The organism is Bacillus sp. FSL K6-4563 (genome assembly GCF_038630405.1).
Classification (GTDB): Bacteria; Bacillota; Bacilli; order Bacillales; family Bacillaceae; genus Bacillus; species Bacillus pumilus.
This window is the reverse complement of record NZ_CP152030.1, coordinates 1,833,680-1,857,670: the sequence shown is the minus strand read 5'-3', so window position 1 is coordinate 1,857,670 and position 23,991 is coordinate 1,833,680. Positions and strand designations below refer to the sequence as shown.

At 41.7% G+C, this 23,991-nt stretch carries 21 protein-coding genes; 19 read left to right on the top strand and 2 right to left on the bottom strand.

Annotated elements, in window-relative coordinates; all coding sequences use genetic code 11:
• Entirely contained in the window at positions 1-1,407 is a 1,407-nt protein-coding gene (locus tag MHH54_RS09225; protein WP_342500901.1) for a phospholipase D family protein, read from the bottom strand.
• A 159-nt stretch (positions 1,408-1,566) separates the two neighbouring features.
• On the opposite strand from MHH54_RS09225, the gene MHH54_RS09220 reads away from it, so the two are divergent.
• The 5 genes from MHH54_RS09220 (at position 1,567) to MHH54_RS09200 (ending at position 6,165) form a co-directional block, all read left to right on the top strand.
• Positions 1,567-2,343 carry a MurR/RpiR family transcriptional regulator gene (locus tag MHH54_RS09220; protein WP_268460074.1) on the top strand — a complete coding sequence of 259 codons (777 nt, stop codon included), beginning with the start codon at positions 1,567-1,569 and terminating at the stop codon, positions 2,341-2,343.
• Between the two features lie 130 nt (positions 2,344-2,473).
• Positions 2,474-3,388 carry a 1-phosphofructokinase gene (gene pfkB / locus MHH54_RS09215; RefSeq protein WP_342500900.1) on the top strand — a complete coding sequence of 305 codons (915 nt, stop codon included), beginning with the start codon at positions 2,474-2,476 and terminating at the stop codon, positions 3,386-3,388.
• A 12-nt stretch (positions 3,389-3,400) separates the two neighbouring features.
• Entirely contained in the window at positions 3,401-4,819 is a 1,419-nt protein-coding gene (locus tag MHH54_RS09210) for a PTS fructose transporter subunit IIBC (RefSeq protein ID WP_003211208.1), read from the top strand.
• A 15-nt stretch (positions 4,820-4,834) separates the two neighbouring features.
• The gene (locus MHH54_RS09205; protein ID WP_003211874.1) at positions 4,835-5,293 is read left to right on the top strand and encodes a fructose PTS transporter subunit IIA; all 459 of its coding nucleotides are present in this window, start codon (positions 4,835-4,837) and stop codon (positions 5,291-5,293) included.
• A gap of 2 nt (positions 5,294-5,295) precedes the next feature.
• The gene (locus MHH54_RS09200) at positions 5,296-6,165 is read left to right on the top strand and encodes a class II fructose-bisphosphate aldolase (RefSeq protein WP_342500899.1); all 870 of its coding nucleotides are present in this window, start codon (positions 5,296-5,298) and stop codon (positions 6,163-6,165) included.
• A gap of 39 nt (positions 6,166-6,204) precedes the next feature.
• Here MHH54_RS09200 and MHH54_RS09195 read toward each other — a convergent pair whose 3' ends face one another.
• Complete coding sequence (locus tag MHH54_RS09195; RefSeq protein ID WP_111913546.1) at positions 6,205-7,725, bottom strand: MDR family MFS transporter; 1,521 nt, start codon at positions 7,723-7,725, stop codon at positions 6,205-6,207.
• 170 nt (positions 7,726-7,895) lie between these two features.
• On the opposite strand from MHH54_RS09195, the gene MHH54_RS09190 reads away from it, so the two are divergent.
• The 14 genes from MHH54_RS09190 to MHH54_RS09125 all read left to right on the top strand — a co-directional run bounded on the left by MHH54_RS09190 (position 7,896) and on the right by MHH54_RS09125 (position 23,873).
• On the top strand, positions 7,896-8,315 hold the full coding sequence (locus MHH54_RS09190) for a MarR family transcriptional regulator (RefSeq protein ID WP_243632642.1): 420 nt from the start codon (positions 7,896-7,898) through the stop codon (positions 8,313-8,315).
• 279 nt (positions 8,316-8,594) lie between these two features.
• Positions 8,595-9,068, top strand: coding sequence for a GNAT family N-acetyltransferase (locus MHH54_RS09185; protein WP_044141350.1), 474 nt, complete (start codon positions 8,595-8,597; stop codon positions 9,066-9,068).
• A gap of 454 nt (positions 9,069-9,522) precedes the next feature.
• Complete coding sequence (locus MHH54_RS09180) at positions 9,523-11,196, top strand: T7SS effector LXG polymorphic toxin (RefSeq protein ID WP_342500913.1); 1,674 nt, start codon at positions 9,523-9,525, stop codon at positions 11,194-11,196.
• A gap of 18 nt (positions 11,197-11,214) precedes the next feature.
• Positions 11,215-11,559, top strand: coding sequence for a hypothetical protein (locus tag MHH54_RS09175; protein ID WP_003212179.1), 345 nt, complete (start codon positions 11,215-11,217; stop codon positions 11,557-11,559).
• Between the two features lie 301 nt (positions 11,560-11,860).
• On the top strand, positions 11,861-13,933 hold the full coding sequence (locus MHH54_RS09170; RefSeq protein ID WP_342500912.1) for a BglG family transcription antiterminator: 2,073 nt from the start codon (positions 11,861-11,863) through the stop codon (positions 13,931-13,933).
• Positions 13,934-13,948: 15 nt separating this feature from the next.
• Entirely contained in the window at positions 13,949-14,215 is a 267-nt protein-coding gene (locus MHH54_RS09165; protein WP_342500898.1) for a PTS sugar transporter subunit IIB, read from the top strand.
• Between the two features lie 25 nt (positions 14,216-14,240).
• Complete coding sequence (locus MHH54_RS09160) at positions 14,241-15,503, top strand: PTS ascorbate transporter subunit IIC (RefSeq protein WP_342500897.1); 1,263 nt, start codon at positions 14,241-14,243, stop codon at positions 15,501-15,503.
• A gap of 17 nt (positions 15,504-15,520) precedes the next feature.
• Positions 15,521-16,213, top strand: a complete 693-nt coding sequence (alsE, locus tag MHH54_RS09155; RefSeq protein WP_342500896.1) for a D-allulose 6-phosphate 3-epimerase — start codon at positions 15,521-15,523, stop codon at positions 16,211-16,213.
• A gap of 181 nt (positions 16,214-16,394) precedes the next feature.
• The gene (locus MHH54_RS09150; protein ID WP_003210944.1) at positions 16,395-17,435 is read left to right on the top strand and encodes a LacI family DNA-binding transcriptional regulator; all 1,041 of its coding nucleotides are present in this window, start codon (positions 16,395-16,397) and stop codon (positions 17,433-17,435) included.
• 219 nt (positions 17,436-17,654) lie between these two features.
• The gene (locus tag MHH54_RS09145; protein WP_342500895.1) at positions 17,655-18,911 is read left to right on the top strand and encodes an ABC transporter substrate-binding protein; all 1,257 of its coding nucleotides are present in this window, start codon (positions 17,655-17,657) and stop codon (positions 18,909-18,911) included.
• 30 nt (positions 18,912-18,941) lie between these two features.
• On the top strand, positions 18,942-19,874 hold the full coding sequence (locus MHH54_RS09140; RefSeq protein ID WP_095117803.1) for a sugar ABC transporter permease: 933 nt from the start codon (positions 18,942-18,944) through the stop codon (positions 19,872-19,874).
• Positions 19,874-20,704, top strand: a complete 831-nt coding sequence (locus tag MHH54_RS09135) for a carbohydrate ABC transporter permease (protein WP_003211851.1) — start codon at positions 19,874-19,876, stop codon at positions 20,702-20,704. The genes MHH54_RS09140 and MHH54_RS09135 overlap by 1 nt, the downstream gene beginning before the upstream one ends.
• 31 nt (positions 20,705-20,735) lie before the next feature.
• Complete coding sequence (locus MHH54_RS09130) at positions 20,736-22,076, top strand: alpha-glucosidase/alpha-galactosidase (RefSeq protein WP_003212141.1); 1,341 nt, start codon at positions 20,736-20,738, stop codon at positions 22,074-22,076.
• Positions 22,077-22,412: 336 nt separating this feature from the next.
• Entirely contained in the window at positions 22,413-23,873 is a 1,461-nt protein-coding gene (locus tag MHH54_RS09125) for a CoA-acylating methylmalonate-semialdehyde dehydrogenase (RefSeq protein WP_003211356.1), read from the top strand.
• The last annotated feature ends 118 nt before the right edge of the window (positions 23,874-23,991 follow it).

Sequence of the window (23,991 nt, the reverse complement as noted above, 5' to 3'; positions counted from 1 at the left end):
TTAAATCAATCTCCTCCATAAAACCGTTATTGCGGATAATCCATTTAAAAGGAGCCTTTTCATCAAAGGCTTTTTTTTCTGTCCATAAGCGCTCGCATGAAGGACTGTTCGGTCTTTAGCAACGAGATAACTGTAGGCGATTTTTCGTTCAATTGCCTGTGTAAGTGATAACGCAAATGGGGCACTGTCAATGACTAAAATCGACTCCGTGTTTAAAAAACTAGACCTCGCATCTAAGTTATATGTCCCAATTATACTCAAGTAATCATCAATCACCATTGATTTCGCATGAATGGAATACGGGCCTTCATATTCATACAAATGAACGCCTGTTTTCATCAGCTCCTTTTTTGTGCTTAAATACCCGGCAAAGGCCAACGGATTTGGCGTCGCCGTAAGTGAATTCGTCACCACGGTCGTCTGGATATCACTAGGTAAGGGAGTGAGTCCGGCTTTCATTGGGCGCGTTGGGATGACATAAGGCGTTTGGATGAGCACAGAACGCTTTGCCCGGTGCGCAAGATCGTTCAGTTTTTTCAGCACAAGTGGTCGCTTATTAAAGCGTTCCACAGGATTTGTGAAAAAGGCAACCTGTTTCACAGAAGTGGTATCTGCTGCCCAATCAAATGAGGACATCACAAAAGGTTCTTTCGTGCGCATGGCTTCTTGATAGGATCTGAGCAGCTGTTTTCTTAGCTTTAATCCTTTTTTCGCTTTTGGCTTAGAGAACACAGCTTTTGTTCTTTTTGTGAAATCATGATTCCATAGATAAACGAAATATTGCTCCATTTCATCTAATACTTTTCCCTTTTTGGGGTTATAGAGCAGCACATCACGGTCAAAAGCAAAGTCTTTCGGCGGCTGATCTGCAAAGTATTTATCACCGATATTTCTTCCGCCCATCACAGCCACTCGGCCATCTGCTAGTAGCAGCTTATCGTGTAGCCGATTATGCCATGTCCATGGCTTGAACAAACGAAAGGGCTCATAAAAACGAATCGACATGTTCGGATGATTTGCTACCGCATAGCGCAAATGCTTTAGCGGCCCGCGCAAACTGTGACAGATGCCATCTAACAACAGCTGCACTTTCACACCTCGATCAGCTGCTTCAATTAAAGCACCTAGTATCCATTCGGCTGTTTTTCCCTTTTGAATGGAATAGTAACTGAGGCGGATCACCTTCTTTGCCTCACGAATCATTTGGATCCTCACCTGACCAGATTCAAACCCGTCGTCAAGAAGCATCACTTGATTTGTCCCCTGATCGTCTCCTGAGATAGAAGAGGCTTTATAAATGCAATGTTCTTTGCATGTTTTTCGTATCGGTAAATAAAACAAAACAAATGCGGTCAAAAATACATAGACGACATAAAGAAGGATGAGATAAAACAAAAGATGAAGCATCATGATCAGCTCCTTTCACACAGACACAACTTTTCCTTAGTGTATGTCAAAAATGAAATTTCACTCATTTTGGCTTTCTAACAAAATATATGACAAAAGAATCATCTTGTTTTTATTGGGCATTTAATTATAGTATGAAATGAGTAAGGGGGAATCGAATTGAATGAACCACTATTTAACATTCCAAGCGAAGTGTATCAAACGCTAAGTGAAACAGAACGTTATTTACTCCATTATATTCACCAGCATTTAGAGGATATCTCCACCTTATCCATCGTCACATTGAGTGAAAGAGCGAATGTGTCGACAGCCACAATTGTCAGACTGATGAAAAAAATTGGCTACAACGGCTATACATCCTTTAAATATCGATTGAAACAAGAAAAGAAAATGACCGATGCAAGCGATCAGCTCAAAAACATTGATGAAGACATTAAACTAGCGATTCGGAAAAATGAAGAAGAGGTTTTAAAGACGATCCAGCTGCAAAGTATTGGGCAAATTGAAGATGCCGTTCAAAAAATACATAATGCGGACAAAATTTATATTTTCGGCAGAGGCTTCTCAGAGATGATTGCCAAAGAAATGACCATCAAATTACAGCTCATCGGAAAAACATGCGAAGTACATGACGATCCGAATATCATTCGGCTGAAATCGAGAGACATCGGTAAAAACGAACTTGCGATCTTTGTTTCATTAAATGGCGAAACAGCGGAGCTCGTTGAAGCGTGTCAAAACCTTAGCATGAAGCAAGTCACGACCATTACCGTCACCACAAGAATAGATTCTACATTAAGTAAAATATCAGATATGACTCTAGTCGGATATAAAGGCGAACAATCTTTCTTCCCAGATTATGAGGTCAGATCGCGCCTGTCTCTTCATGTCATTGCCCGCATTTTACTAGATGCCTACGTGATTCGAATGAAATAACCGATAAAGAAGCCTTCGAGACTTTGATCTAGAAGGCTTTTTATCATGAAAACCTTTACACAATCTGAAAACATTTTCACTCCTGCGTATGAGATACTTTCTTTAGAGAAAAGAAAGAAGGTGAAACCAATTGATTTATACCTGCACCTTAAATCCTGCTATTGACCTATATATTGCATTAAAAGAAATGAAGGCAAATGCAGTCAACCGCACGGAAGATGAAGATTATCAGCCGAACGGCAAGGGAGTCAATGTCTCCATTATGCTAAAGAAATATGGATTCACCAGCACTGCATTAGGATTTATTGCTGGGTTTTCAGGCTCTTATATTGAACAATCCTTAAAGGACCTTTCCATTCAAACCGATTTTATCTCAGTTGAAGGAATTACACGCATTAATGTTTTTATTAATACGACAGAAGAATATAAGCTCGTGAACCAAGGACCTGCGATTGAAGAAAAAGCACTTCTCGCCTTTCGTGAAAAAATAGCGGCCATTCCGCAGGGGGACATCCTGATCATGTCAGGCAGCCTGCCAAAAGGCGTACCAGCCAGCATTTTTTCAGAAGTAGCAGCTATTTGTCATCAGCACAACGTCAAGTTTATTTTAGACACAAGCTCCGCAGCAGTTCTTGAGACGCTTCAATACAAGCCGTATTTATTAAAACCGAATGAAGAAGAAATCGCTGCTTTTTTCGGCAAAACACATCCTATGTCAGAAAAAGAACTCATTCAATCAGGAGAAAAGCTCATTGAGATGGGTGCAGAGCAAGTGCTTATTTCCCGCGGGGGAGAAGGGGCTTTGTTCATTACAAAAGACGCCGTCTTAAAAGGAAACGCACCGACAGGCACTGTAGTAAATACAGCTTGCTCTGGAGATGCGATGCTCGCAGCCTTTCTTAGTAAACAGCTTGAGGGTCATTCACCTGAAGAGTGCTTACGTTACGGCATTGCAACAGGCGCATCTACTGCATTTTCTAAAGGCTTAAGTGATTTACATGACATTCATTCATTAATTGATCAAGTCCACATTGACAAGATATAAGGGGGAATAGACATGAGCCGTAAAAAAATTGTCGCTGCAACTGGCTGTCCAACAGGCATTGCACACACATTTATGGCAGCTGAGGCATTAAAAATAGCTGCTGAGCAACTAGGGGTCGACATCAAAGTTGAAACGCACGGTCAAGTAGGAATTGAAAACGCTTTAACCGATCAAGACATTCTGGAGGCCGATGGGGTCATTGTCGCAGCTGACAAAGATGTGAATACAGATCGTTTTCACGGCAAACCACTGATTGAAGTGCCTGTAGCGAAGGGTATCCGCACGCCAAATGAACTGATCCAAGGCATTATCAATGGAGAAGCTCCCGTTCATCAAGTGAAAGGAAGAGCTACTGGAACAGAAAAAACATCTGCTTCTTCTTCACCAGCTCAACAAAAGTCGGCGAATAAGTGGATACACACCATCTACAAACATTTAATGAACGGTGTATCACACATGCTTCCATTTGTTGTTGGAGGCGGGGTCTTAATTGCTTTATCTTTTCTATTCGGTATTTACTCAGCTGATCCTCAGCATGAAACGTATCATCCGTTTGCAGCCTATTTGAAAAGCATTGGTGGACTCGGCTTTAGCTTAATGGTGCCTATTTTAGCAGCATTTATCGCTGATTCAATCGCCAGACGCCCAGGGATGGTTGTCGGATTTATCGGCGGCCTGCTTGCAAACGATGGAGGCGCTGGATTCTTAGGTGGTATTATCGCAGGTTTCGCAGCAGGGTATATCATCGTACTCCTTCAATTCCTGCTTCAAAAATTACCTGCATCACTTGACGGATTAAAATCAATCTTCATCTATCCTGTCATTGGTATTTTCTTAATTGGGGCTGTGATGACACCTCTATTAGTTCCAATCACGGGGCTAAATAATTCATTAATGGATTTTCTCTCAGCTGTTCAATCCACGAATCCACTGCTCTTAGGTTTAATTGTTGGAGCGATGTGTGGATTTGACATGGGAGGACCTTTTAACAAAGCAGCCTATGTCACAGGAACGGCTTTACTTGCAGAAGGTAACCTTTACTTCATGGCAGGTGTGTCAGCAGCATGTATCACACCACCGCTTATCATTGCGATTGCCACAACGATTTTCCGAAAACATTTCACACCGCAGGAACGAAATGCAGGGGCCATTAACTATATTCTAGGAGCGACACATATAACAGAAGGGGCCATCCCATTTGCGGCAAAGAACCCGATCGTTGTCCTGCCAATTATCATGTTTGGCTCCGCCATCTCTGCTATATTGACGTATCTCTTTGGCGTACAGGTTCCAGCTCCGCATGGCGGGTTCCTTGTCCTTCCAGTCGTCACAGGCGCATTCCAGTGGGTACTATCCATACTGATCGGATCACTTGTAGGTGCCATTCTATACGGACTTTATCGTAAAAAAATAGACAAACCCGCAGTTTAATAGGGAGGAAGAGAAATGATGGAACATATTTATATGAATCTTCATGAAACCGCGTCGTCACAGGCTGGCGTTTTCGCAGCCATTGCTGACATTGCCTACAAAGCAGGTATTTGTACATCACCAGAGGATGTTAAAAAAGGCTTAGCTGAAAGAGAAGCACTGAGTACAACTGGATTTCAAGATGGTTTTGCGATTCCGCATACACAAACAGACGCCATCACAAAACCAGCACTCGTGATCGTCCGCACGGAAACAGGCATTGAATGGGACGCTTTTGATGGGAAGCCTTGCTTTTTCTTCTTATCCTTACTGATCCCCAAAAGTGAAGCAGGGACCACTCATCTAAAGGCTCTTTCTGCCCTTTCACGAGGATTAATGGATGAAGCGAAACGACAAAAGCTACTGGAAACAAGAACAAATGAAGAGATGCTAACTGTATTAGAAACAGATATTTTAACGAGAGAGGATGTTTGATCATGCCTTTACTATCCACAACACCGATGCTTGAGACTGCGAAAAAAGAAAAATACGGAATCGTTGCATTCAATGTACATTCCTTTGACAGTATTTATTGGGTGCTCGAAACGGCCGCAGAATTAAAGTCACCTGTCATTTTGCAAACAACGGTTGGAACCGTTCAATCTCTTGGAGCAAAAGCGATTGCAGATACAGTCAAAGCGGCGGCTGATCAATATCAAATCCCAATCGGTCTGCACCTCGATCACTGTACGGATTTTGATGTGATTCTCACCTGTATCAGGGCGGGATATACATCCGTCATGATCGATGCATCGATGCATTCATATGAAGAAAATGTTCGCCGTACAAAAGAAGTTGTGGACCTCGCATTAAAAGTAGGGGTGAACGTTGAAGCAGAATTAGGCAAGGTAGGCGGCGTCGAAGATGATATCGTCGTCGATGAAAAGGATGCTGAAAAAGCCATTCCATCAGAATGCCGTCAATTTGTAGAAGAAACTGGGGTACCAACTTTAGCACCTGCAATTGGTACCGCACATGGCATTTATAAAGGGGTTCCGGATATTGATTTTGACCGCATTGAACAAATTGCATCACTGGTCGATGTTCCCCTTGTGCTGCACGGCGGTTCCGCTGTACCGGATGAAGACGTCAGACGATGTGTGGCACTTGGTATGGCAAAGGTCAATGTCTCAACTGAATTAAAAAATGCGTACTCTGAAGCCATCCGCGATCATTTTTCAAACGAACCAGAAAGCTTAGATCCACGTATGTATTTACAAAAAGCAAAACAAGCAGCAAAAGATATGGTCACATCGAAAATACGGATCGTTGGCAGTGAGGGCAAAGCCCTTCCTCTATATCAGTGAAACAAAAAAGCAGAGCCGCTTAAGCTCTGCTTTTTCACATTATTCGTTTTCTTTCATTTCATTTGATGTGTGTACCCGTGCATTTCCCATAAACAGGACCGTAATCGCTGCAAGGGCAATAGGAAACAATGCAATCAAAAATACGTACGTAATACTTTGTGACATCGCATCGATGACTTTATTTAAAATATCAGGCGGAATTTGTGAGCGAGCACCTTCTTGAAAAATGGCTTGTGGATCGCCAATTTGAGAAGGGGCGCCTTTCATTCCGCTAAAGGCATCTGCTAAGCGATTCGATAGGACATTGGTTTGAATCGTCCCAAAAATCGTGACACCAAGTGTCATCCCAAGCGATCTCATAAATGAATTGGTCGAGTTTGCACTGCCTCGGTAACGAGGGGCAAGATCATTCATTGAAGCTGACGGCAGAAGGGAGAAGCTGAAGCCGACACCAAATCCTGATATCATCATAAAGATTGTGAGCCACAGTCTAGCTGTATCTGGTGACATATTGGCAAGGAGCAGCATTCCCGCGAAAAATGAAATAACAGAGATCGCCATAAGACGTCTAAAAGGCACTTTCGTCTGCATCGTTCCGCCAATCATACTGCCAATGACAGACCCAATCATCATCGGTGTTAAAATGAATCCTGCACTAGTGGCAGATTCACCGTACACCGCTTGAACGAAAATAGGAATGAAGACGGCAAGAATAATAAATGTTGCGCCATATAAAAACGCCAAAATTTGAGATGTCGCAAATAAACGATTTTTAAACATCCAAAATGAAATAATCGGTTCCTCCGCTTTACGCTCAACAATAAAGAAGATGGTACCAAACACAAGAAACACGGCAAAAAGTGTGAGGATTTGCACTGAATCCCACGCATAAGATTTACCACCAAGCTCAAGAGCGAACATCAAGCTCACAACCGCCACGACAAGTGTGATAGCACCTGACCAGTCAATTTTCTGCTTGCGATGTTCTAGCGATTCCCGGTAGTATCTGGCAATCAAGACCACACTAACAATACCAATTGGCACGTTAATATAGAAAACCCAATGCCAGCCGATTGAATCTGTGATAATAGCTCCTAATAGTGGTCCTAGTACACTCGATAAACCAAACACTGCACCAAACATACCGGACATTTTTCCGCGTTTTTCAGGCGGGAAGATATCAAAGATGATCGTAAACGCGATTGGAAGAAGGGCACCGCCTCCAAGCCCTTGAATGGCTCGGTAAATAATGAGCTGATCCATCGTTTGTGCGATACCGCACAGCGCAGATCCAATTAAAAAGAAAATAAGTCCAAACAGAAAAAAACGCTTTCGACCATACATATCAGAAAGCTTTCCGTAAATCGGCATTCCAGCCATTACTGCCACCATATAAGAAGCCGTCACCCAAGCAAATTTATCAAAACTGCCCAAATCTGCTACGATGCTTCCCATTGCTGTTGCAACAATGGTATTGTCCATCGCCGCCATAAAAATTCCTAACAGCAAACCGATGACAACTAAGCGAGTGGATGCCTTGCCTTTATCCACATGATTCATTTCATTTACCTCCTGCTTACGTTCTCTCCTTATTTTTGCTATGATCAACTTAAATATAAAGGAAGAGAACATTTATCTTGATGATCAAGATAAATTGATTTTAAAGGGAGGAGAACAAGTTGTCAATAAAGAACGACGCAGAAGACAGAGCAGACCTGATCATCCATACAATGAGGCGCCTCGCCACACGAACCGTATTATTCCACCAAGCAGCCGCTCAATCGCTCGGCCTTTTTCCAACAGATCTCAAATCAGCCGATTTATTAAACGAACTCGGTCCTCTCACAGCAGGAGAATTAAGTGAAAAAACAGGTCTTAGCTCAGGTGCGGTCACAGCTCTGATTGATCGCCTTGAAAAAGCGGGCTACGCCAAAAGAGAAAAGGACTCAAAAGACAAGCGAAGAGTCATCATCGTTCCATTAACGGCAGGGAAATCACAAGTAAAAGAACTCTTCCAATCCTTATCGGCATCAACAAAGCAGCTCACAAACGAATACAAACGAGAAGAATTAGATTTAATCATCCAATTCATTTCAGAAGCAGCTGAAATAATGGAGCAAGAGCTGCAATTGCTTAAGTCTAAATCGTAAGAAAACACACTGATGCGTTACTAAACTAATAAGAGGATACTATGTTCAATATATGAGCATATATCCTCTTTTCTTATGCATATGATATTCGTTCATTAGATGTTGAAAGATTGTATAATATGTATACAACACATTGGAACAAAAGTTTGTATTTGGGGAGGACGTAGCCCACAGCAGGAGGCGTAGTGAGGTCTTTAGACCGAGCGTTAATATCTTTTAGGATAGATGTGTTATGACAATATAGGATGCTTATCCTAATAAGGGGAGGTATAACAGAAAGTGGAGATTATAAAGTTTAAGGAAACTGATACAAAAGAGATTATTTCATTGTTTTATGAAACAGTTCATTCCGTAAATTCAAAAGATTATTCCCAAGTACAATTGGATGCTTGGGCACCAAGAGATGAAAAAGAATCTAAAATTAATTCTTGGAAGGAATCATTGGGTCAAAATATAACATTTGTTGCTAAAGTGAATGATCAAGTTGTTGGTTTTAGCGATTTAACGCATACCGGGTACTTAGATAGACTATTCGTTCATAAAGATTATCAAGGACAAGGTATAGCCACAGCTTTAGTTGATATGCTCGAATCTGAGGCAAAGAAACTAAATCTTCTAGAAATTGATACCGAAGCAAGTATTACAGCTAAGCCATTTTTTGAACATCTAGGTTACAAAATTGTTTGTTCACAAACTGTGGAAAAAAAAGGGGTTACGTTGGCTAATTTTAAGATGCTAAAAAAAATAAAATAATCATTTTCTTGTTATGCTAACAGGTGCGTTAGTTTAAGAAGAAAGGGTATAACATATTAGTCATATAAAATATGTTATATCTTGTAATTTATTTAACTTTTTTCAATTTAGGTCTTGATAATTTTTAGTTGGAATATGTTGATTTTAAAATAACAAGAAGCTTAGGTGGCGCTTTCCGTTGCACGACTCAGCCATTACTGCGTAAATAAATACATCCTGAATAAGAACTTCTTTTTTATGTGGATCATCGTATAATAGACAAGAAAAACGAACCGAATATTTTTTCCAGAAAGAAGAACCTGCGGACGCTGATCATTGAGCATTTTAAATGCCTTGATTGGTGTCCGTTTTTTTAAAAAAAGAAACGCACCTTTCTCTGATCAAATAGAAGCTGTTTTTGTATCTTTATTCCTATTTAATGACAAACTTTGTGTTGGTAAAATTGACCTTGTCAATGAATAGGAAGGAGAGAATTCTGCTGGGCAAGATACTTGATGCAAAAGTACTAACAAGTGCAATGGACACAAGGGCAAAACACTATCAGGAACTCCGTGAACAAATGGTAGATTTAAAAAAGGCATTACAAGGTGTTGCCAACCTTGGTGATGATTTTACTGGGAAAGGTGCCGATAACATTAAAAGCTTTTATAAAGAACTAGCGGGTAATGTTGACATGTTTATCAATTTCATTGATAAGCAAAAAGCCTTTCATGAAGGTGTTTCTGGGACACTTGATGATACGAACTTTGGCGGCGATACCTTTGTAGAAGAACACTTTTTAGACAACGCAGTACATATGGGCATCAAAAACGCCAAAAGCATTGTAAAGGATCAAAAAAAGGCACTCAAAACGATTTTTCAAGACATTGATGACCTCATTTCCCTAGAGGTATTTGATAGCCAAAACTTTGACGAAAAAATAGAAGAAGCGGAAGATGAACGAAAAAAGACGGTCAAAGAACTAAGAGAGCTTGATCAAAATTTAAAAGATGAATATGCTTTGTCAGAGACGGAGCAGCAAGCTACAATGGCATTGTACGCTGAAATGATGAATGCGACAAATGACGGAAAAGCGATTTCGCCTATGAATTTTGACAAGAAAGCGTATCAAAATAGCGAAATCTACAAGGCAAAAAGCGATATTGAAAAGCAAACTTCTGAATATCTGAAAATCAAAAAAGAACAAGAAGAAGCCCGCGAGATCGCAAAGGAACAAGAAGCCCTCGCCAACCGCCCTTGGTATGAAAAAGCGCTCGATTACGGTGGAAATATCGTCAATGAACTGACAGGTGTGAACGATGCAAAACGTGCCGCAACAGGCGTTGATCCAATCACGGGCGAGGAACTCACCGCAGGCCAGCGAGTCGCGGCAGGCGGCATGGCAGCAGCAGGCTACATCCCAATCGTCGGCTGGGCAGGACGCATTTTCAAAGGCGGAAAGGCGGTCTATAAAACGACTCAAGCCACATCAGCCGCAGTCAGAGCAGTCGACATCTACAAGACATCACAAAAATCCTTTGACGCCCTGAAAACATCTCAAAAAGGATTATATGGCCTCACCGCCACCAACGGCTTCAGCGAAGCAATCACAGGCCGCGATATGTTTGGAAACAAGATCTCAAAAGAACAGCAGGAAGCGAGTATGAATGCGGCGCTGGGAATGCTTTTGCCGTTTGGGGCGAAAGGGTTCAATGGGAAGATGAGACTAACTCCAAACATCTCAAAAAGACACGACAAAATAGCTCATAATCACTACTACAGTAGAAAAGACTTTAGAACTCAAATCAACAATGCTACCTTTACAGAACATGGTTTTAAACATTTAAAAGCAAAAACAGCTGAACAAGCTAAGCTATTTAGCGAAACAGGACGAAAGCAGGCACAGTATTTGCCTAATATAAAAAATAAAGTTATTGAGAAAGAAGCATTAAAAAAAGGGTTAATTGTAGAAAACGAGAAAGGTGCAGTATATTTTATTTATAATACTAGTCGTCCAGTTGGTTTTGATTTAGGAGTCGAAACGTCTTGGGTTAGAGCGGAACTAACTTCAAGTGGAGTTTTTCATGGTCATCCAATAGCAGGTAATCGATTACAAGAGTATTTAAAAATAGCTAAACCAAGATCATAAGGAGCGTAAGTATTTAAAATGAAAATTGAGAAAGAACTTCCTAAATATAAACTTCAGCCACTTAGAATACCTTCAGGATGGGAAATTAGTTACAATTCTTTAACAGAGTTAGATCCGGCATTACTCAATAAAGATGAACATGATAAATGGCTAAATTTCACAGAAGATTTATTGCAAATCAAGAATAGTAAGAAAAATATACTGCTAGATGTTGGATGGTATCCGGAAGCTGATCCGGAAGGGGTTTATGGTTTGGATGTAGTAGAAGACTTTAATTGGGAAAATCCAGTCACATCATTTGAAACGAATCAAAAAGGCGAATTAATAGAAAAAGTCGAGTTTCTATTGTGGCAACTGAGTTAACAATAAATAGAATAACCAACATCTCTAAATGGTTTTTTTATGATGAAGGTTTTTAACTTGTCTGATATAATTGATGATTTTTTAGGAGATCCTAACCTCATTTCTATTACATAAAAGAAGACAAAGGCTAAATTTAGCTCTTTGTATACAAATCTCAAAGCACACTCAAGCGAGTGTGCTTTTTCTTATAACAAAAGAACACCCAAAAAGCTGCACAGCATTTGCTGAAGACATTTGGGCTTCTTTGATGCATGTGAGTTGATTAGACTTATAACCAAAGGGAAGAAGGGAGGAATTCGAACTGCACTTAACCAAAAGGGGCACGACTTTATTATCGATGCTGCTTCACACAACCTCTTATCTATCAATTGAAGATTTACAGAATCGACTGAATGTCTCTACTCGAACCGTCTACTCTGAAATCAAACGAATGAATAGCTGGCTGAAAACTCATGAGCTTAGTGGCGTTCAGCGAAAAGATCAACTTGGCTACTACTTAAATCCACATGAAAAAGAAGTCATTATTCAAAAAGCTGACACCATTCTTGTCGGTCACGATTATGAACCATGTGTAAAGGAAAGAAGGGCGATCCTGCTCTTATCCATTGCATGCAATGAGAAATATCTAAAAATAGATGATTTGATGAAGCTCACCAAAGTGAGCAGAAATACATTGCTTGAAGATATGAAACAGCTAAAAGAAGCACTTTCAAAGCAGCTGCTCACGCTTCACTATCAGGCAGCCTGCGGCTATTTGATTTCAGGAGAAGAAAGAGCGATTCGATTGGCGCTGAAACCTTATATTCATTCCATTCGCACCATGATAAAAAATGAAAAAGCGTTTCCATCTTTTTGGTTAAAGGGGCCCATTTCATATAACAGGTTAAAGCATCTCCTCGAGCAGTCAGAACAAGAGCTTAAGCTCGAGTTTGCAGATGAAATGCTGGATCAGCTGTCTTTGGATCTCTTTTTCTACTTTAAGCGGATGAAGCTAGGACGTGCTGTACACCTTTCAAACGAAGAAAAGCGTACATTGCAGGAAACAGATGAATGCTTGGCGGCTATTCGTTTCATGGCACGAATTCAAAGAGAAACCGGCCTTCAAGTTCATGATGATGAAATCTATTTTCTTAGCACTCTATGGCTCAGCGCCAAGAAACAAAAGCTTCCATCAAGTCAAAAGCCAGAAGAGCATCTCATTCGCACCATTGCCAGACAAATGATTTTTGATTTTCAGCGGTATGCTTGTATCTCCTTTCAAGAGTACGAAGCCTTGGAGCAAAACTTAACCATGCATCTCATCCCAGCCTATTACAGACTCATCTATCACATTGATATCAGCAATGAATTAACAGAATCTATTAAAAAAACACAGCCAGAGGTGTTTGACATCACTCAAAAGGTCGTATGCCATTTAGAAAAGGCGACCTGCTCAAAGATAAGTGATCATGAAATTGCTTACGTGGCGATGCATTTTGGTGGTTGGATGAGAAGAGAAGGAATTTCGCCAATTGTGCGGCGTTCTGTATACATTGTTTGCGGCGAAGGAATTGGCACAAGTCATATGTTAAAAACACAGCTTATCGAATTAATCGGTTATATCGAAGTTCGTGATCTATTATCAAAGCGATCATATGAAGAAATGTCATCCATTGATGTCGACTTTGTTGTGTCAACAACACCTATTTCGTTTAAAGGAAAGCCCGTTCATCTCGTTCATCCCATCCTTACTGCCTATGAGAAAAAAACCTTACTTCAATATGCAGAAGGTGCAGAAACCATGTTTGATGAGAAAAATGTGAACGTTTTATTCAAGATCATTCAACAGCACACCATCGTACAAAATGAAAAAGCACTGCTTCGTGATCTGAAAGAGCTACTTCATCCCGCATATGTACCCCATCAGAAAGGGTGGAAACCAGTGTTAAACGATTTATTAACAGAAAAAACCATTTATCTCCAACAAACAGCAGAAACGTGGCAAGAGGCCATCACAAAAGCAGCACAGCCTTTACTCGATCAAAATGCCATTCAGAAAGGTTATGTGGAGTCCATGATTCAGTCCGTTGATCAAAATGGACCTTATATTGTGATTGCACCACAAGTAGCCATTCCACATGCCAGACCAGAGGACGGCGTGAACAAATTAAGCATGTCACTCATGTCATTCGAACGGCCCGTTATTTTCTCTAAGAATGAAAAAAAACAGGTTCGTCTCATCATCGTGCTAGCAGCCATTGACAGTATGACCCACCTGAAAGCACTCAAACAGCTGACCATGCTGTTAAGTGATGAAAAACGGAGGAAACAACTGGTTGAAGCAAATGAATTAGCATCGGTGCAAAAACTAATTGATCAATTTTCACAACGATAAAGGAGGAAAAAGAGAATGAAAAAAATTCTTGTTGTGTGCGGAAACGGATTAGGAAGCAGCTTTATCGTAGAAATGAATGTCAAAAAAGCATTAGAAGAGCTAGGGCTTGTAGCTGAAGTGGACCATACCGATCTCAGCACAAGTAAAAATGAACTGGCTGATCTATATATCGGAGCAACAGATATTATCGATCAGCTGGATGACGGCACAAGAGAGATCGCTGGGTTAAATAACTTGTTAGACCAGGAAGCCATTAAAGACGTCCTTCGTAAACACATTTAAGCCACGAAAAAGGGGGATTCACATCATGATAGAACTGATCATGAACGATATATTGGGCACACCAGCCATTCTCATCGGTTTGTTTGCACTAGCTGGTTTACTTTTGCAGAAAAAGTCAGCTGCCGATACTGTATCAGGCACCTTAAAAACAACGATGGGTTTTTTAATATTAGGAGCGGGCGCCACAGTCGTGTCTGATTCACTTGGAGTTTTTCGAAAAATGTTTGAAGCAGCATTTCACATTCAAGGGGTTGTCCCAAATACAGATGCCATGGCAGCCATTGCTCAAAAGGAATTCGGGACACAGACGGCTCTCATTATGATTTTTGGCATGCTGGTCAATTTATTATTGGCAAAATTCACCCCCTTTAAATACGTCTTTTTAACAGGACACCATACCTTGTATATGGCTGCAATGCTCGCAGTCGTTCTTTCGACAGCAGGAATGCAAGGAGCGCTTCTTGTCACCACCGGTTCGATTATATTAGGGACAGCTATGGTCATTGCACCCGCTATTCTTCAGCCATTCACAAGGAAAGTCACTGGAAGCGATGATCTCGCGCTTGGACACTTCAGTACCTTCGGTTATTTTACAGCGGGAATGATCGGAAAATGGATCGGTCGTCCGGAGAGATCAACAGAAACCATTCAAGTGCCTAAATCACTCGGCTTTCTACGAGATACATCTGTGGCCATTTCAATCACGATGGCTTTGCTGTTCTTTGCGATTGCACCATTTGCTGGGATTCCCTTTATAGAACAAATGAGCGGGGGCACGAACTTCGCTGTCTTCATTCTTATTCAGGCTATAACCTTTGCTGCTGGTGTGTACATTATTTTAGCCGGGGTGCGGATGGCAATCGGTGAAATTGTGCCTGCTTTTAAAGGAATTGCTGATCGATTTGTGAAGGGGGCAAAGCCGGCACTCGACGCGCCAACCGTTTTTCCATTTGCTCCAAATGCAGTCATTATCGGTTTTTTATGCAGCTTTGCAGGAGGCATCGTATCCATTTTTCTTTTACCTTTGTTTGGTTTAACTGTCATTGTTCCTGGTCTTGTCCCTCACTTTTTCTGCGGCGCTACAGCAGGAGTGTATGGCAATGCAACAGGAGGCGTGAGAGGGGCTGTCGCTGGGGCATTTGCGAATGGGTTGCTTCTTTCTTTTTTACCTGCTTGTTTATTACCTGTGTTAGGAACCCTTGGTTTTGAAGGGACAACTTTTGGAGATACAGACTTTGGTATCATCGGAATCTTGATTGGATTGATCAAGCTTTTATTTCAACTGTAAAAAGGAGGAACCTGGGAATGACAGCCATTTTTTCACCTTCACTGATGTGCATGGATTTAACGCACTTCCGCGAACAAATTCATATTCTCAACACGAGAGCAGATCGATATCATGTCGACGTCATGGATGGTCATTACGTGAAAAATATCACCTTATCACCCTTTTTCATAGAACAGCTTCGAAAACTGACAGATAGACCAATTGATGTGCATCTTATGGCAGAATACCCCCAAGAATTTTTAATCGATGCCTGCATTGATGCAGGCGCAAGCATGATCTGCTTACACCCAGAGGTCGTGCAAAGAGACGTTTTTAGAATCATTCGGCATATCCATCAAAGAAACTGCGAGGTCGGCTTTGTCTTAAACCCCGCCACACCAATTGCAGCGTTAGATTCCTATCTACATTTAATAGACCGAGTGACGATCATGACGATTGATCCAGGCTTTGCAGGTCAGCCTTTTATTAAAGAAATGCTTCAGAAAATGAAACAGGTGAAAGATGTAAAAGAGAAGGGAGGCTACTCGTTTTCAATTGAAGTAGACGGCTCTTGTAATGAGAGCACGTTCCGGCTGCTTGCTGAGGCTGGAAACGAGATCTATATTATCGGCAACTCAGGTTTATTTGGACTTCACCATCAACTTGATACAGCTTGGGAGACAATGAAGCAATTGTTTTCAAAAGAAACAGCCTCAATTGAATCATGTTAGTAAAAGAGGATGAAACCCATCCTCTTTTTTACGCAACTTTACTAAAATCTCACATCTAAACAAAACATACTCAAAAACAAAATAAAAAATCACAAATTCACACTTGAAAGCGCTTTATCAACATGTTATCCTTCAAATATCTTTAGTAAATATTTAGTCAAAAACCAAGAGGAGTTTGCCTATGACCACACTCAAAGATATTGCTCATGATGCAAAAGTGTCCGTTTCTACTGTATCCCGTGTGTTAAATGGCGATCAAACCCTTGCCGTTTCGCACGCAACAAGACAAAACATCCTCGACATTGCAAAGAAGTTAAACTATACCCCAGTGAGAGCAAGAAAAGCCGATCAAGCAGAGGAAAAAAGCCCATCTGAATCCCCAGTCATCGGTATCGTTGTCGCTCAATCCATTGACGAAGAATTAAATGACCCCTTTTTTTCATCGATTCGAAAAGGAATTGAAAAAGAATATGCCAAACAAGGGCTCTCCACCCTCCATACCTTTCGCCTGAGAAGCATGGATAAAGGGGCGATGCTAAAGGATATTGACGGTTTGATCGTCATTGGACGAATTAGCCCTGATACGGTGGAAAAAATGACAAATCGAATGGAACACATTGTTTTTATCAATCATTATGCAGATGAGGATTTATATGATTGTGTACATGTCGATTTTGTCAGAGCGGCAGATCGAGCGATTCGCCATCTGCAATCGCTTGGCTATACACATCTAGGCTATCTTGGCGGAAAGGAGCGAGAGCATTATTTCGAAGGGAATGCTGTGATTGAGGACGAAAGACAAACGACGTTTATGAAAAGAATGCAAGAAGCAGGTGGTCTTCATCTGGATGACATCCATATCGGGGAATACTCCATGCAAGAAGGCTATACGCTCATGCAGCAGGCCATTAAAAAAGGAAACCTGCCACAAGCCTTTTTTATCGGAAGTGATTCAATGGCGATCGGTGCAATGCGCGCGCTCAACGAAGCCGGTCTACGCGTACCTTCAAATGTATCCATCGTTGGGTTTAATGACATTGAAGCGGCTTCATTTTCAAGCCCGCCGCTTACAACCGTCAAAGTATATACAGAAGAAATGGGGGAAGTCAGTTTGAAGCTTTTGCTTGAGAGAATAAACGGCAGAAAGCTTCCTCTAAAAGTCGTCGTGCCAACAAAACTCATCGAAAGAGGCAGCACATGCCTCATCCATGAAAGGGGGTGAACCCACGATTTCAGCAAACAAAAAAAGAGACAAAAAAGCAGAAAGCAAGCTGCTTCGCATGATGGCCAGATCATGCGAAGAACAAGGCAGCCTACCGGTATGCTCTCTTATCTCTTTGAAAAGAATAGAATTCCAGTATAATGGACTTCTTTTGTTTCCGCAACTGCATGAATTCTACCGATTATCGTCTGAATTTTCAGTGATTAAAAGGAGGAAACCATGAATAAAAAAATCATGCTACTCACTGCGGCCTTTATCTTGACCATTCTTTTGTCTGCTTGTAGCAATAGCGGAACGTCCGAAGCAAACGGAAAGGTCACCCTAACTCTCTTTTCGACGATGAGCAACAGCGGGGAAAGAAAAGCGTTTGAAGAAGTGATTCGTGAGTTTGAAAAAGAGCATCCACATCTTCGAATCGATGCCAACTTCCCAGGCAACAGCTATGAAGATACGATCCGTGTCAAAATGGGAGCAAATGATATGCCGGATCTGTTTGACACACACGGCTGGGCCAAACTGCGCTACAGCGAGTATTTCGCTGATCTAAAAGAAATGGATTGGGTGAAACAGCTTGATCCTTCACTCGATCAAATTTTAAAGGACCAAGATGGAAAAGTATACGCGTATCCGCTGAATCAAGCAAAAGACGGGCTTAGCTTTAATGCCAATCTATTAAAGGACTATGACATTGAAATCCCTAGAACACTTGATGAGCTAAAATCCGCTTTGCTGACAGTGAAGGAAAAGAGCAAAGGAGAGGTTGTGCCGCTCTGGATACCAGGAGGAGACAACTCAAATATCGCCCAAGTCTTTGATGAACTCGCCACACCTTTATTGATCACCAGTCCAAACCATCGATACGGAAAAGACCTTGAAAACGGATCATTTGATTGGTCTCTCTATACACCGCTTGCACAGTTCATGAAGGAACTGAAGGATCAAGACCTTTTAAACAAAGATGTCCTCACAGCAAAACTCACTCAAGCACCTGAACTAATGGCACAAAACAAGATAGCCTTCACCTTTGTCGGAGGTTCTTTAGGACCTGAAGCGTCTGAACTCAATCCATCGATCAAAGTCGGCACGATGCCAGTTCCATCTATTCATGAAGGAGATAAGCAAAGCTGGATTGGAGGAGAACGGTTTACGGTCGCTGCCTGGAAAGACTCCAAACATTTAAAAGAAGCAAAACAATTCATCGATTTTCTCACAAAGCCTGAAAATGCGAAAAAGATCGCAGAAGGCACCTCCTCTGAAGCAGCCTTAAAGCAAGTAAAAGCGAAAAACGATTACTCTACGTTTTACGATCAATACGAAAAGGTTAAGATTGAACCTTACTTCGATCGAAAATACTTACCAAGCGGCATGTGGGCTGTCATGGCAACGACGGGTCAAGAATTATTAGCAGGCTCCATCACACCAGAACAGTTATCGAAGAAGATGGAAGAGGAATATAAGCGTCTGAAAAAACAATAGCAGGCTCATGCTGAAACAGGAGTGAATCCAATGAATGACATCACAAAAGCACAGCAGCCAGCCGCATTCACCTCTTTACCAAAGCAGAAAATGAAAAAAAGCCAGAATTCATCCCTTTGGTGGATGTACTTGCCAGCTGTTCTCATTGTCAGTACCTTTATCATTTATCCTTTTTTGAACGGCATTCAGCTATCTTTTACGAATTGGAATGGATTCTCACAAACTTATGAATGGATTGGGCTTGATCAATATAAGCGTCTGGTTCAGGACCCAACGACATGGCTTGTTGTTAAAAATACACTTCTATACGGAATCGGTAGCACCATCTTACAAAATATCATCGGACTTGGATATGCTCTTTTATTAAATCAAAGCTTAAAGATGAGAGCGATCACAAGAACAGTCATCTATTTACCTGTCATGATTAGTCCGATTGCGATGGGCTATATTTGGTATTTCGTGTTTGCTTACCAAGGCGGTGCCTTAAACGATGTGGTGACGCTTTTTGGATTTGATCAATTGAATGCGCTTGGCAATCCGCAATTAAACACTTGGATCATTGTGCTCGTCAACACCTATCAATTCGTTGGGATTGCGATGATCATTTATTTAGCAGGACTGCAAAGTATTCCTAAGGATTATTATGAAGCGGCACAATTAGACGGTGCATCCAGCCTCCAGCAATTTAGGCGAATTACATTGCCTCTCCTTATACCGTCTATCACCATTAATGTTGTGCTAAATGTCATTGGCGGGCTCAAGCTCTTTGATGTCATTGTGGCGCTCACTGGCGGCGGACCGGGAGATTCCTCACAATCGATGTCGACCTTTATGTATGATCTGTATTTCAAACGTCAGGATGCAGGCTATGCAGCAACTCAAGGGGTCTTCATGGCGGTCATCATCCTTGTCATTAGTATCGCAGCGCTGATGTATTTCAAACGAAAGGAGACCGAGGTGTGATGGAAAATGCCTTTAAACGTAAGAAGAGATGGTACACCTTCCTCGCCCTTTTGGTGACATTGCTTCATCTCATTCCATTTTATATCTTGGTAACGACATCATTAAAGGGGATAGGAGATTTCAGTTCAAAATGGCTGTTTCCAAAAGCGCTTCATCTTGAAAACTTTCGCACGGCATGGACAGAGGCTCAGCTTGGCCAATCCTTTTTGAATACCGTGATCATTACGTTCAGCTCTGCTGTATGCCTCATCTTTCTTGGCTCTCTTGCAGCCTATCCGCTCGCAAGAAGAAGCACAAAGCTAAATAAAGCAGTTTATGTTTTATTCATCGCCATTATGGTCATTCCACCACTCACAGCCCTTGTCCCGCTCTATAAATTGGTCGTTCAAATTGGGATGATGAACACCTATCAAATCGCTATTTTAAATAATGTCGCTGCTTTTTTGCCGCTAACGATTTTCTTATACGCAGGCTTTATCCGGTCAACCATTCCAAAGGAGCTTGAAGAAGCAGCCCGTATTGATGGAGCTGGGACACTTAGAGTTTTTTTCACCGTCGTTTTTCCGCTTCTGAAACCCATTACCGCTTCTGTTTTAATCATTGCCTGTGTGTATATTTGGAACGACTATCAATTTGCCATCTTCTTTTTGCAAGATAAAGAGATGCACACACTCACAGTCGCCTTATCCCATTTTTTTGGTCAAAATCAACATCAGCTTCAGCTCGTTGGTGCTGCTGCGCTCATTGCAATGCTGCCGATGGTGACGATGTTTTTACTGTTGCAAAAATATTTTATCGCAGGGCTTTCACAAGGCTCTGTCAAAGGATAGTTCAATATGGATGCGAAAAGGAGAGTCGTCTATGTCTAAAATTACATTTATCGGTGCAGGGAGTACCGTGTTTGCTAAAAATATATTAGGAGATTGTTTGTTCGTCCCTGCACTAACCGGTTTTGAATTCGCTTTATATGATATCGACCACAACCGGCTGAAAGAATCCGAAACGATGCTCCGCCATTTAAAAGAGAACTACGGTGCACATGTGGCCATTAAGTCCTATCACAACCGAAAAGAAGCCTTAAAGGATGCGAAATATGTGATCAATGCCATCCAGGTTGGAGGCTACCGGCCAAGCACGGTGATTGATTTTGAGATTCCGAAAAACTATGGGTTAAGACAAACGATTGCGGATACGGTTGGCATCGGCGGCATCTTCCGCTTCCTTCGAACAATTCCTGTGATGCTTGATTTTGCAAGGGAGATGGAAGAGGTTTGCCCAAATGCTTTATTGTTAAATTACACAAATCCAATGGCCACACTGACAGGTGCGATGCTGCGCTATACACAGGTTCAAACGGTGGGTCTTTGTCATAGTGTGCAGGTGTGTACAAAGGATCTATTTGAATCACTTGAAATGGATCATGAAGGCATTGAAGAAAAAATTGCCGGCATTAATCATATGGCATGGTTATTAGAAGTGAAACGGGACGGAAAAGACTTGTACCCAGAAATCAAAAGAAGAGCGAAAGAAAAGCAGCAAGCGCGGCATCATGATATGGTACGTTTTGAGCTGATGGATAAATTCGGCTACTATGTCACAGAATCCTCAGAACATAATGCCGAATATCATCCTTATTTCATTAAATCACGCTATCCAGAACTGATCGGTCAATTTAACATTCCGCTTGATGAATACCCGAGACGCTGCGAGGAACAAATCAACAACTGGAATACCATGAAGCATGACCTTGTGGGCAATACACAGATCACACATACTCGCTCAAAAGAATATGGTTCTCGTATCATTGAAGCGATCGAAACGAACGTTCCCTTTAAATTTGCTGGGAATGTGTTGAACACAGGAGGCCTCATTCACAACCTGCCTGAAAAAGCGTGTGTCGAAGTGCCGTGTGTTGCAGATCGGAGCGGTATCATGCCATGCTATGTCGGAGAGATCCCTGAACAATTGGCTGGACTGAACCGGACCAATATCAACTCACAGCTCATGACAATCGAAGCAGCAATCAGCGGCAAAAAAGAGCACATTTATCAAGCGGCATTACTTGATCCACACACAAGCGCTGAACTATCGATTGATGACATCATCAAATTATGCGATGAACTCATTGAAGCACATGGTGAGATGCTTCCGCATTTTGCAGAACCGAATCAATATGCCGCATCAACCAACTTACAGAAATAAACCAGCCTCTACCTGATGCTACGCGCATCAGGTTTTTTTATGCTGCAAAAAGAGGATTGACTGAAAGCGTTTTTAATATTATGATTTTTCTAAAGTTAACCAACAGTTAATCAAAAATACATCATGAATGAATCACATTCCGGAATCATTTCTCACAAACAAATGAATGGGCGACAACCTTTCACACGTTAGAGCAAGCTTTTATCACAACGTAAACCAAAACGACAATAATATTTGACAAAGAGTGTATACAGATGGGCGCCCATTAGATGAGACAATGACAACCAAACACATCCTATAAGCATGACATTTTTTCATAAAAAGGAGAGAGGGAACATGACCAAAACAGATGTACAAATGTTGAAAAATTATATTGGCGGACAATGGATTGAGGCAGAAACTAGTCAAACAGAGGCAGTATATAACCCAGCAACTGGCGAGATCATCGCAGAAGTGCCGCTTTCAACAAAAAAAGATGTCGAACGTGCGGTACAGGCAGCACAACAAGCATTTACCACTTGGTCGAAAACCCCCGTTCCCCGCCGTGCCCGCATTTTATTTAAATATCAGCAGTTACTCGTTGAAAAATGGGATGAGCTGGCTGAACTCGTCACGATTGAAAACGGAAAAAGCATAACAGAAGCAAAAGGAGAAGTGCAGCGCGGGATTGAATGTGTCGAATTTGCCGCTGGTGCACCAACCTTAATGATGGGAAAACAATTACCAGATATCGCATCTGGACTCGAATCCGGCATGTACCGCTATCCAATAGGCGTCATCGGGGGGATTACACCATTTAACTTTCCGATGATGGTCCCTTGCTGGATGTTCCCGCTTGCCATTGCGTGCGGAAATACGTTTGTTTTAAAACCTTCAGAGCGCACGCCGATTCTTGCCGCGCGATTAGCCGAGCTATTCGAAGAAGCAGGTCTTCCAAAAGGGGTTCTCAACATTGTCAATGGGGCTCACGATGTCGTCAATGGTCTGCTTGAACACCAAAAGGTCAAAGCCATTTCATTTGTCGGCTCTCAGCCAGTCGCAGAATACGTCTATAAAAAAGGCACAGAGCATGGCAAACGTGTCCAAGCACTTGCAGGAGCAAAAAATCACTCCATTGTTCTCAAAGATGCAGATTTAGACGCGGCAACGAAACAAATCATTGGTGCTGCCTTTGGATCAGCAGGAGAGCGCTGCATGGCTGCGGCCGTTGTCGCAGTGGAAGAAGAAGTGGCAGATGAGCTCATTCAAAAATTAGTTGATGAATCGAACGAGCTCGTCATTGGAAATGGAATAAATGAAGAGGTCTTTCTTGGTCCAGTCATTCGAAAGGAACATAAAGAACGAACGCTTCAATACATCCAGTCAGGGATTGAAGAAGGCGCAAGTCTCATTCGTGATGGCAGGAAAGATCACGAAACAAATGGAAAAGGGTATTTCGTTGGACCAACGATCTTTGACCATGTGACAAATCAAATGAAAATTTGGCAGGACGAGATTTTCGCCCCAGTCTTATCCATTGTTCGTGTCTCTTCACTAACAGAAGCAATCGACCTGTCCAATCAATCAAAATTTGCGAACGGTGCCTGCCTGTACACAGACAGTGCATCAAGCATCAGAGAATTTCGCGAAAACATCGACGCAGGGATGCTCGGCGTCAATATCGGTGTTCCCGCACCAATGGCATTTTTCCCGTTTTCCGGCTGGAAGGATTCTTTCTACGGGGATTTGCATGCCAATGGAACAGACGGAGTGGAGTTTTACACAAGAAAGAAAATGGTGACCGCTCGTTATATGTGATCAACATCATGAATAAGCTAAGAAAATGCAGTTCCAAAAGGAGAACTGCATTTTTTTGTTGTCTCCTAGTCAAAAAGTAAGGGTTTACATAGTTGTTTTAGCAACGATTCCTTCAAGA

Coding starts and splice junctions, on each gene's coding strand:
- MHH54_RS09135 (WP_003211851.1), top strand. CDS start 19,874: ATGGAAAATGCCTTTAAACGTAAGAAGAGATGGTACACCTTCCTCGCC.
- MHH54_RS09145 (WP_342500895.1), top strand. CDS start 17,655: ATGAATAAAAAAATCATGCTACTCACTGCGGCCTTTATCTTGACCATT.
- MHH54_RS09140 (WP_095117803.1), top strand. CDS start 18,942: ATGAATGACATCACAAAAGCACAGCAGCCAGCCGCATTCACCTCTTTA.
- MHH54_RS09200 (WP_342500899.1), top strand. CDS start 5,296: ATGCCTTTACTATCCACAACACCGATGCTTGAGACTGCGAAAAAAGAA.
- MHH54_RS09195 (WP_111913546.1), bottom strand. CDS start 7,725: ATGAATCATGTGGATAAAGGCAAGGCATCCACTCGCTTAGTTGTCATC.
- MHH54_RS09150 (WP_003210944.1), top strand. CDS start 16,395: ATGACCACACTCAAAGATATTGCTCATGATGCAAAAGTGTCCGTTTCT.
- MHH54_RS09125 (WP_003211356.1), top strand. CDS start 22,413: ATGACCAAAACAGATGTACAAATGTTGAAAAATTATATTGGCGGACAA.
- MHH54_RS09130 (WP_003212141.1), top strand. CDS start 20,736: ATGTCTAAAATTACATTTATCGGTGCAGGGAGTACCGTGTTTGCTAAA.
- MHH54_RS09180 (WP_342500913.1), top strand. CDS start 9,523: ATGAATAGGAAGGAGAGAATTCTGCTGGGCAAGATACTTGATGCAAAA.
- MHH54_RS09225 (WP_342500901.1), bottom strand. CDS start 1,407: ATGCTTCATCTTTTGTTTTATCTCATCCTTCTTTATGTCGTCTATGTA.
- MHH54_RS09160 (WP_342500897.1), top strand. CDS start 14,241: ATGATAGAACTGATCATGAACGATATATTGGGCACACCAGCCATTCTC.
- MHH54_RS09190 (WP_243632642.1), top strand. CDS start 7,896: ATGAGGCGCCTCGCCACACGAACCGTATTATTCCACCAAGCAGCCGCT.
- MHH54_RS09210 (WP_003211208.1), top strand. CDS start 3,401: ATGAGCCGTAAAAAAATTGTCGCTGCAACTGGCTGTCCAACAGGCATT.
- alsE (WP_342500896.1), top strand. CDS start 15,521: ATGACAGCCATTTTTTCACCTTCACTGATGTGCATGGATTTAACGCAC.
- MHH54_RS09205 (WP_003211874.1), top strand. CDS start 4,835: ATGATGGAACATATTTATATGAATCTTCATGAAACCGCGTCGTCACAG.
- MHH54_RS09165 (WP_342500898.1), top strand. CDS start 13,949: ATGAAAAAAATTCTTGTTGTGTGCGGAAACGGATTAGGAAGCAGCTTT.
- MHH54_RS09175 (WP_003212179.1), top strand. CDS start 11,215: ATGAAAATTGAGAAAGAACTTCCTAAATATAAACTTCAGCCACTTAGA.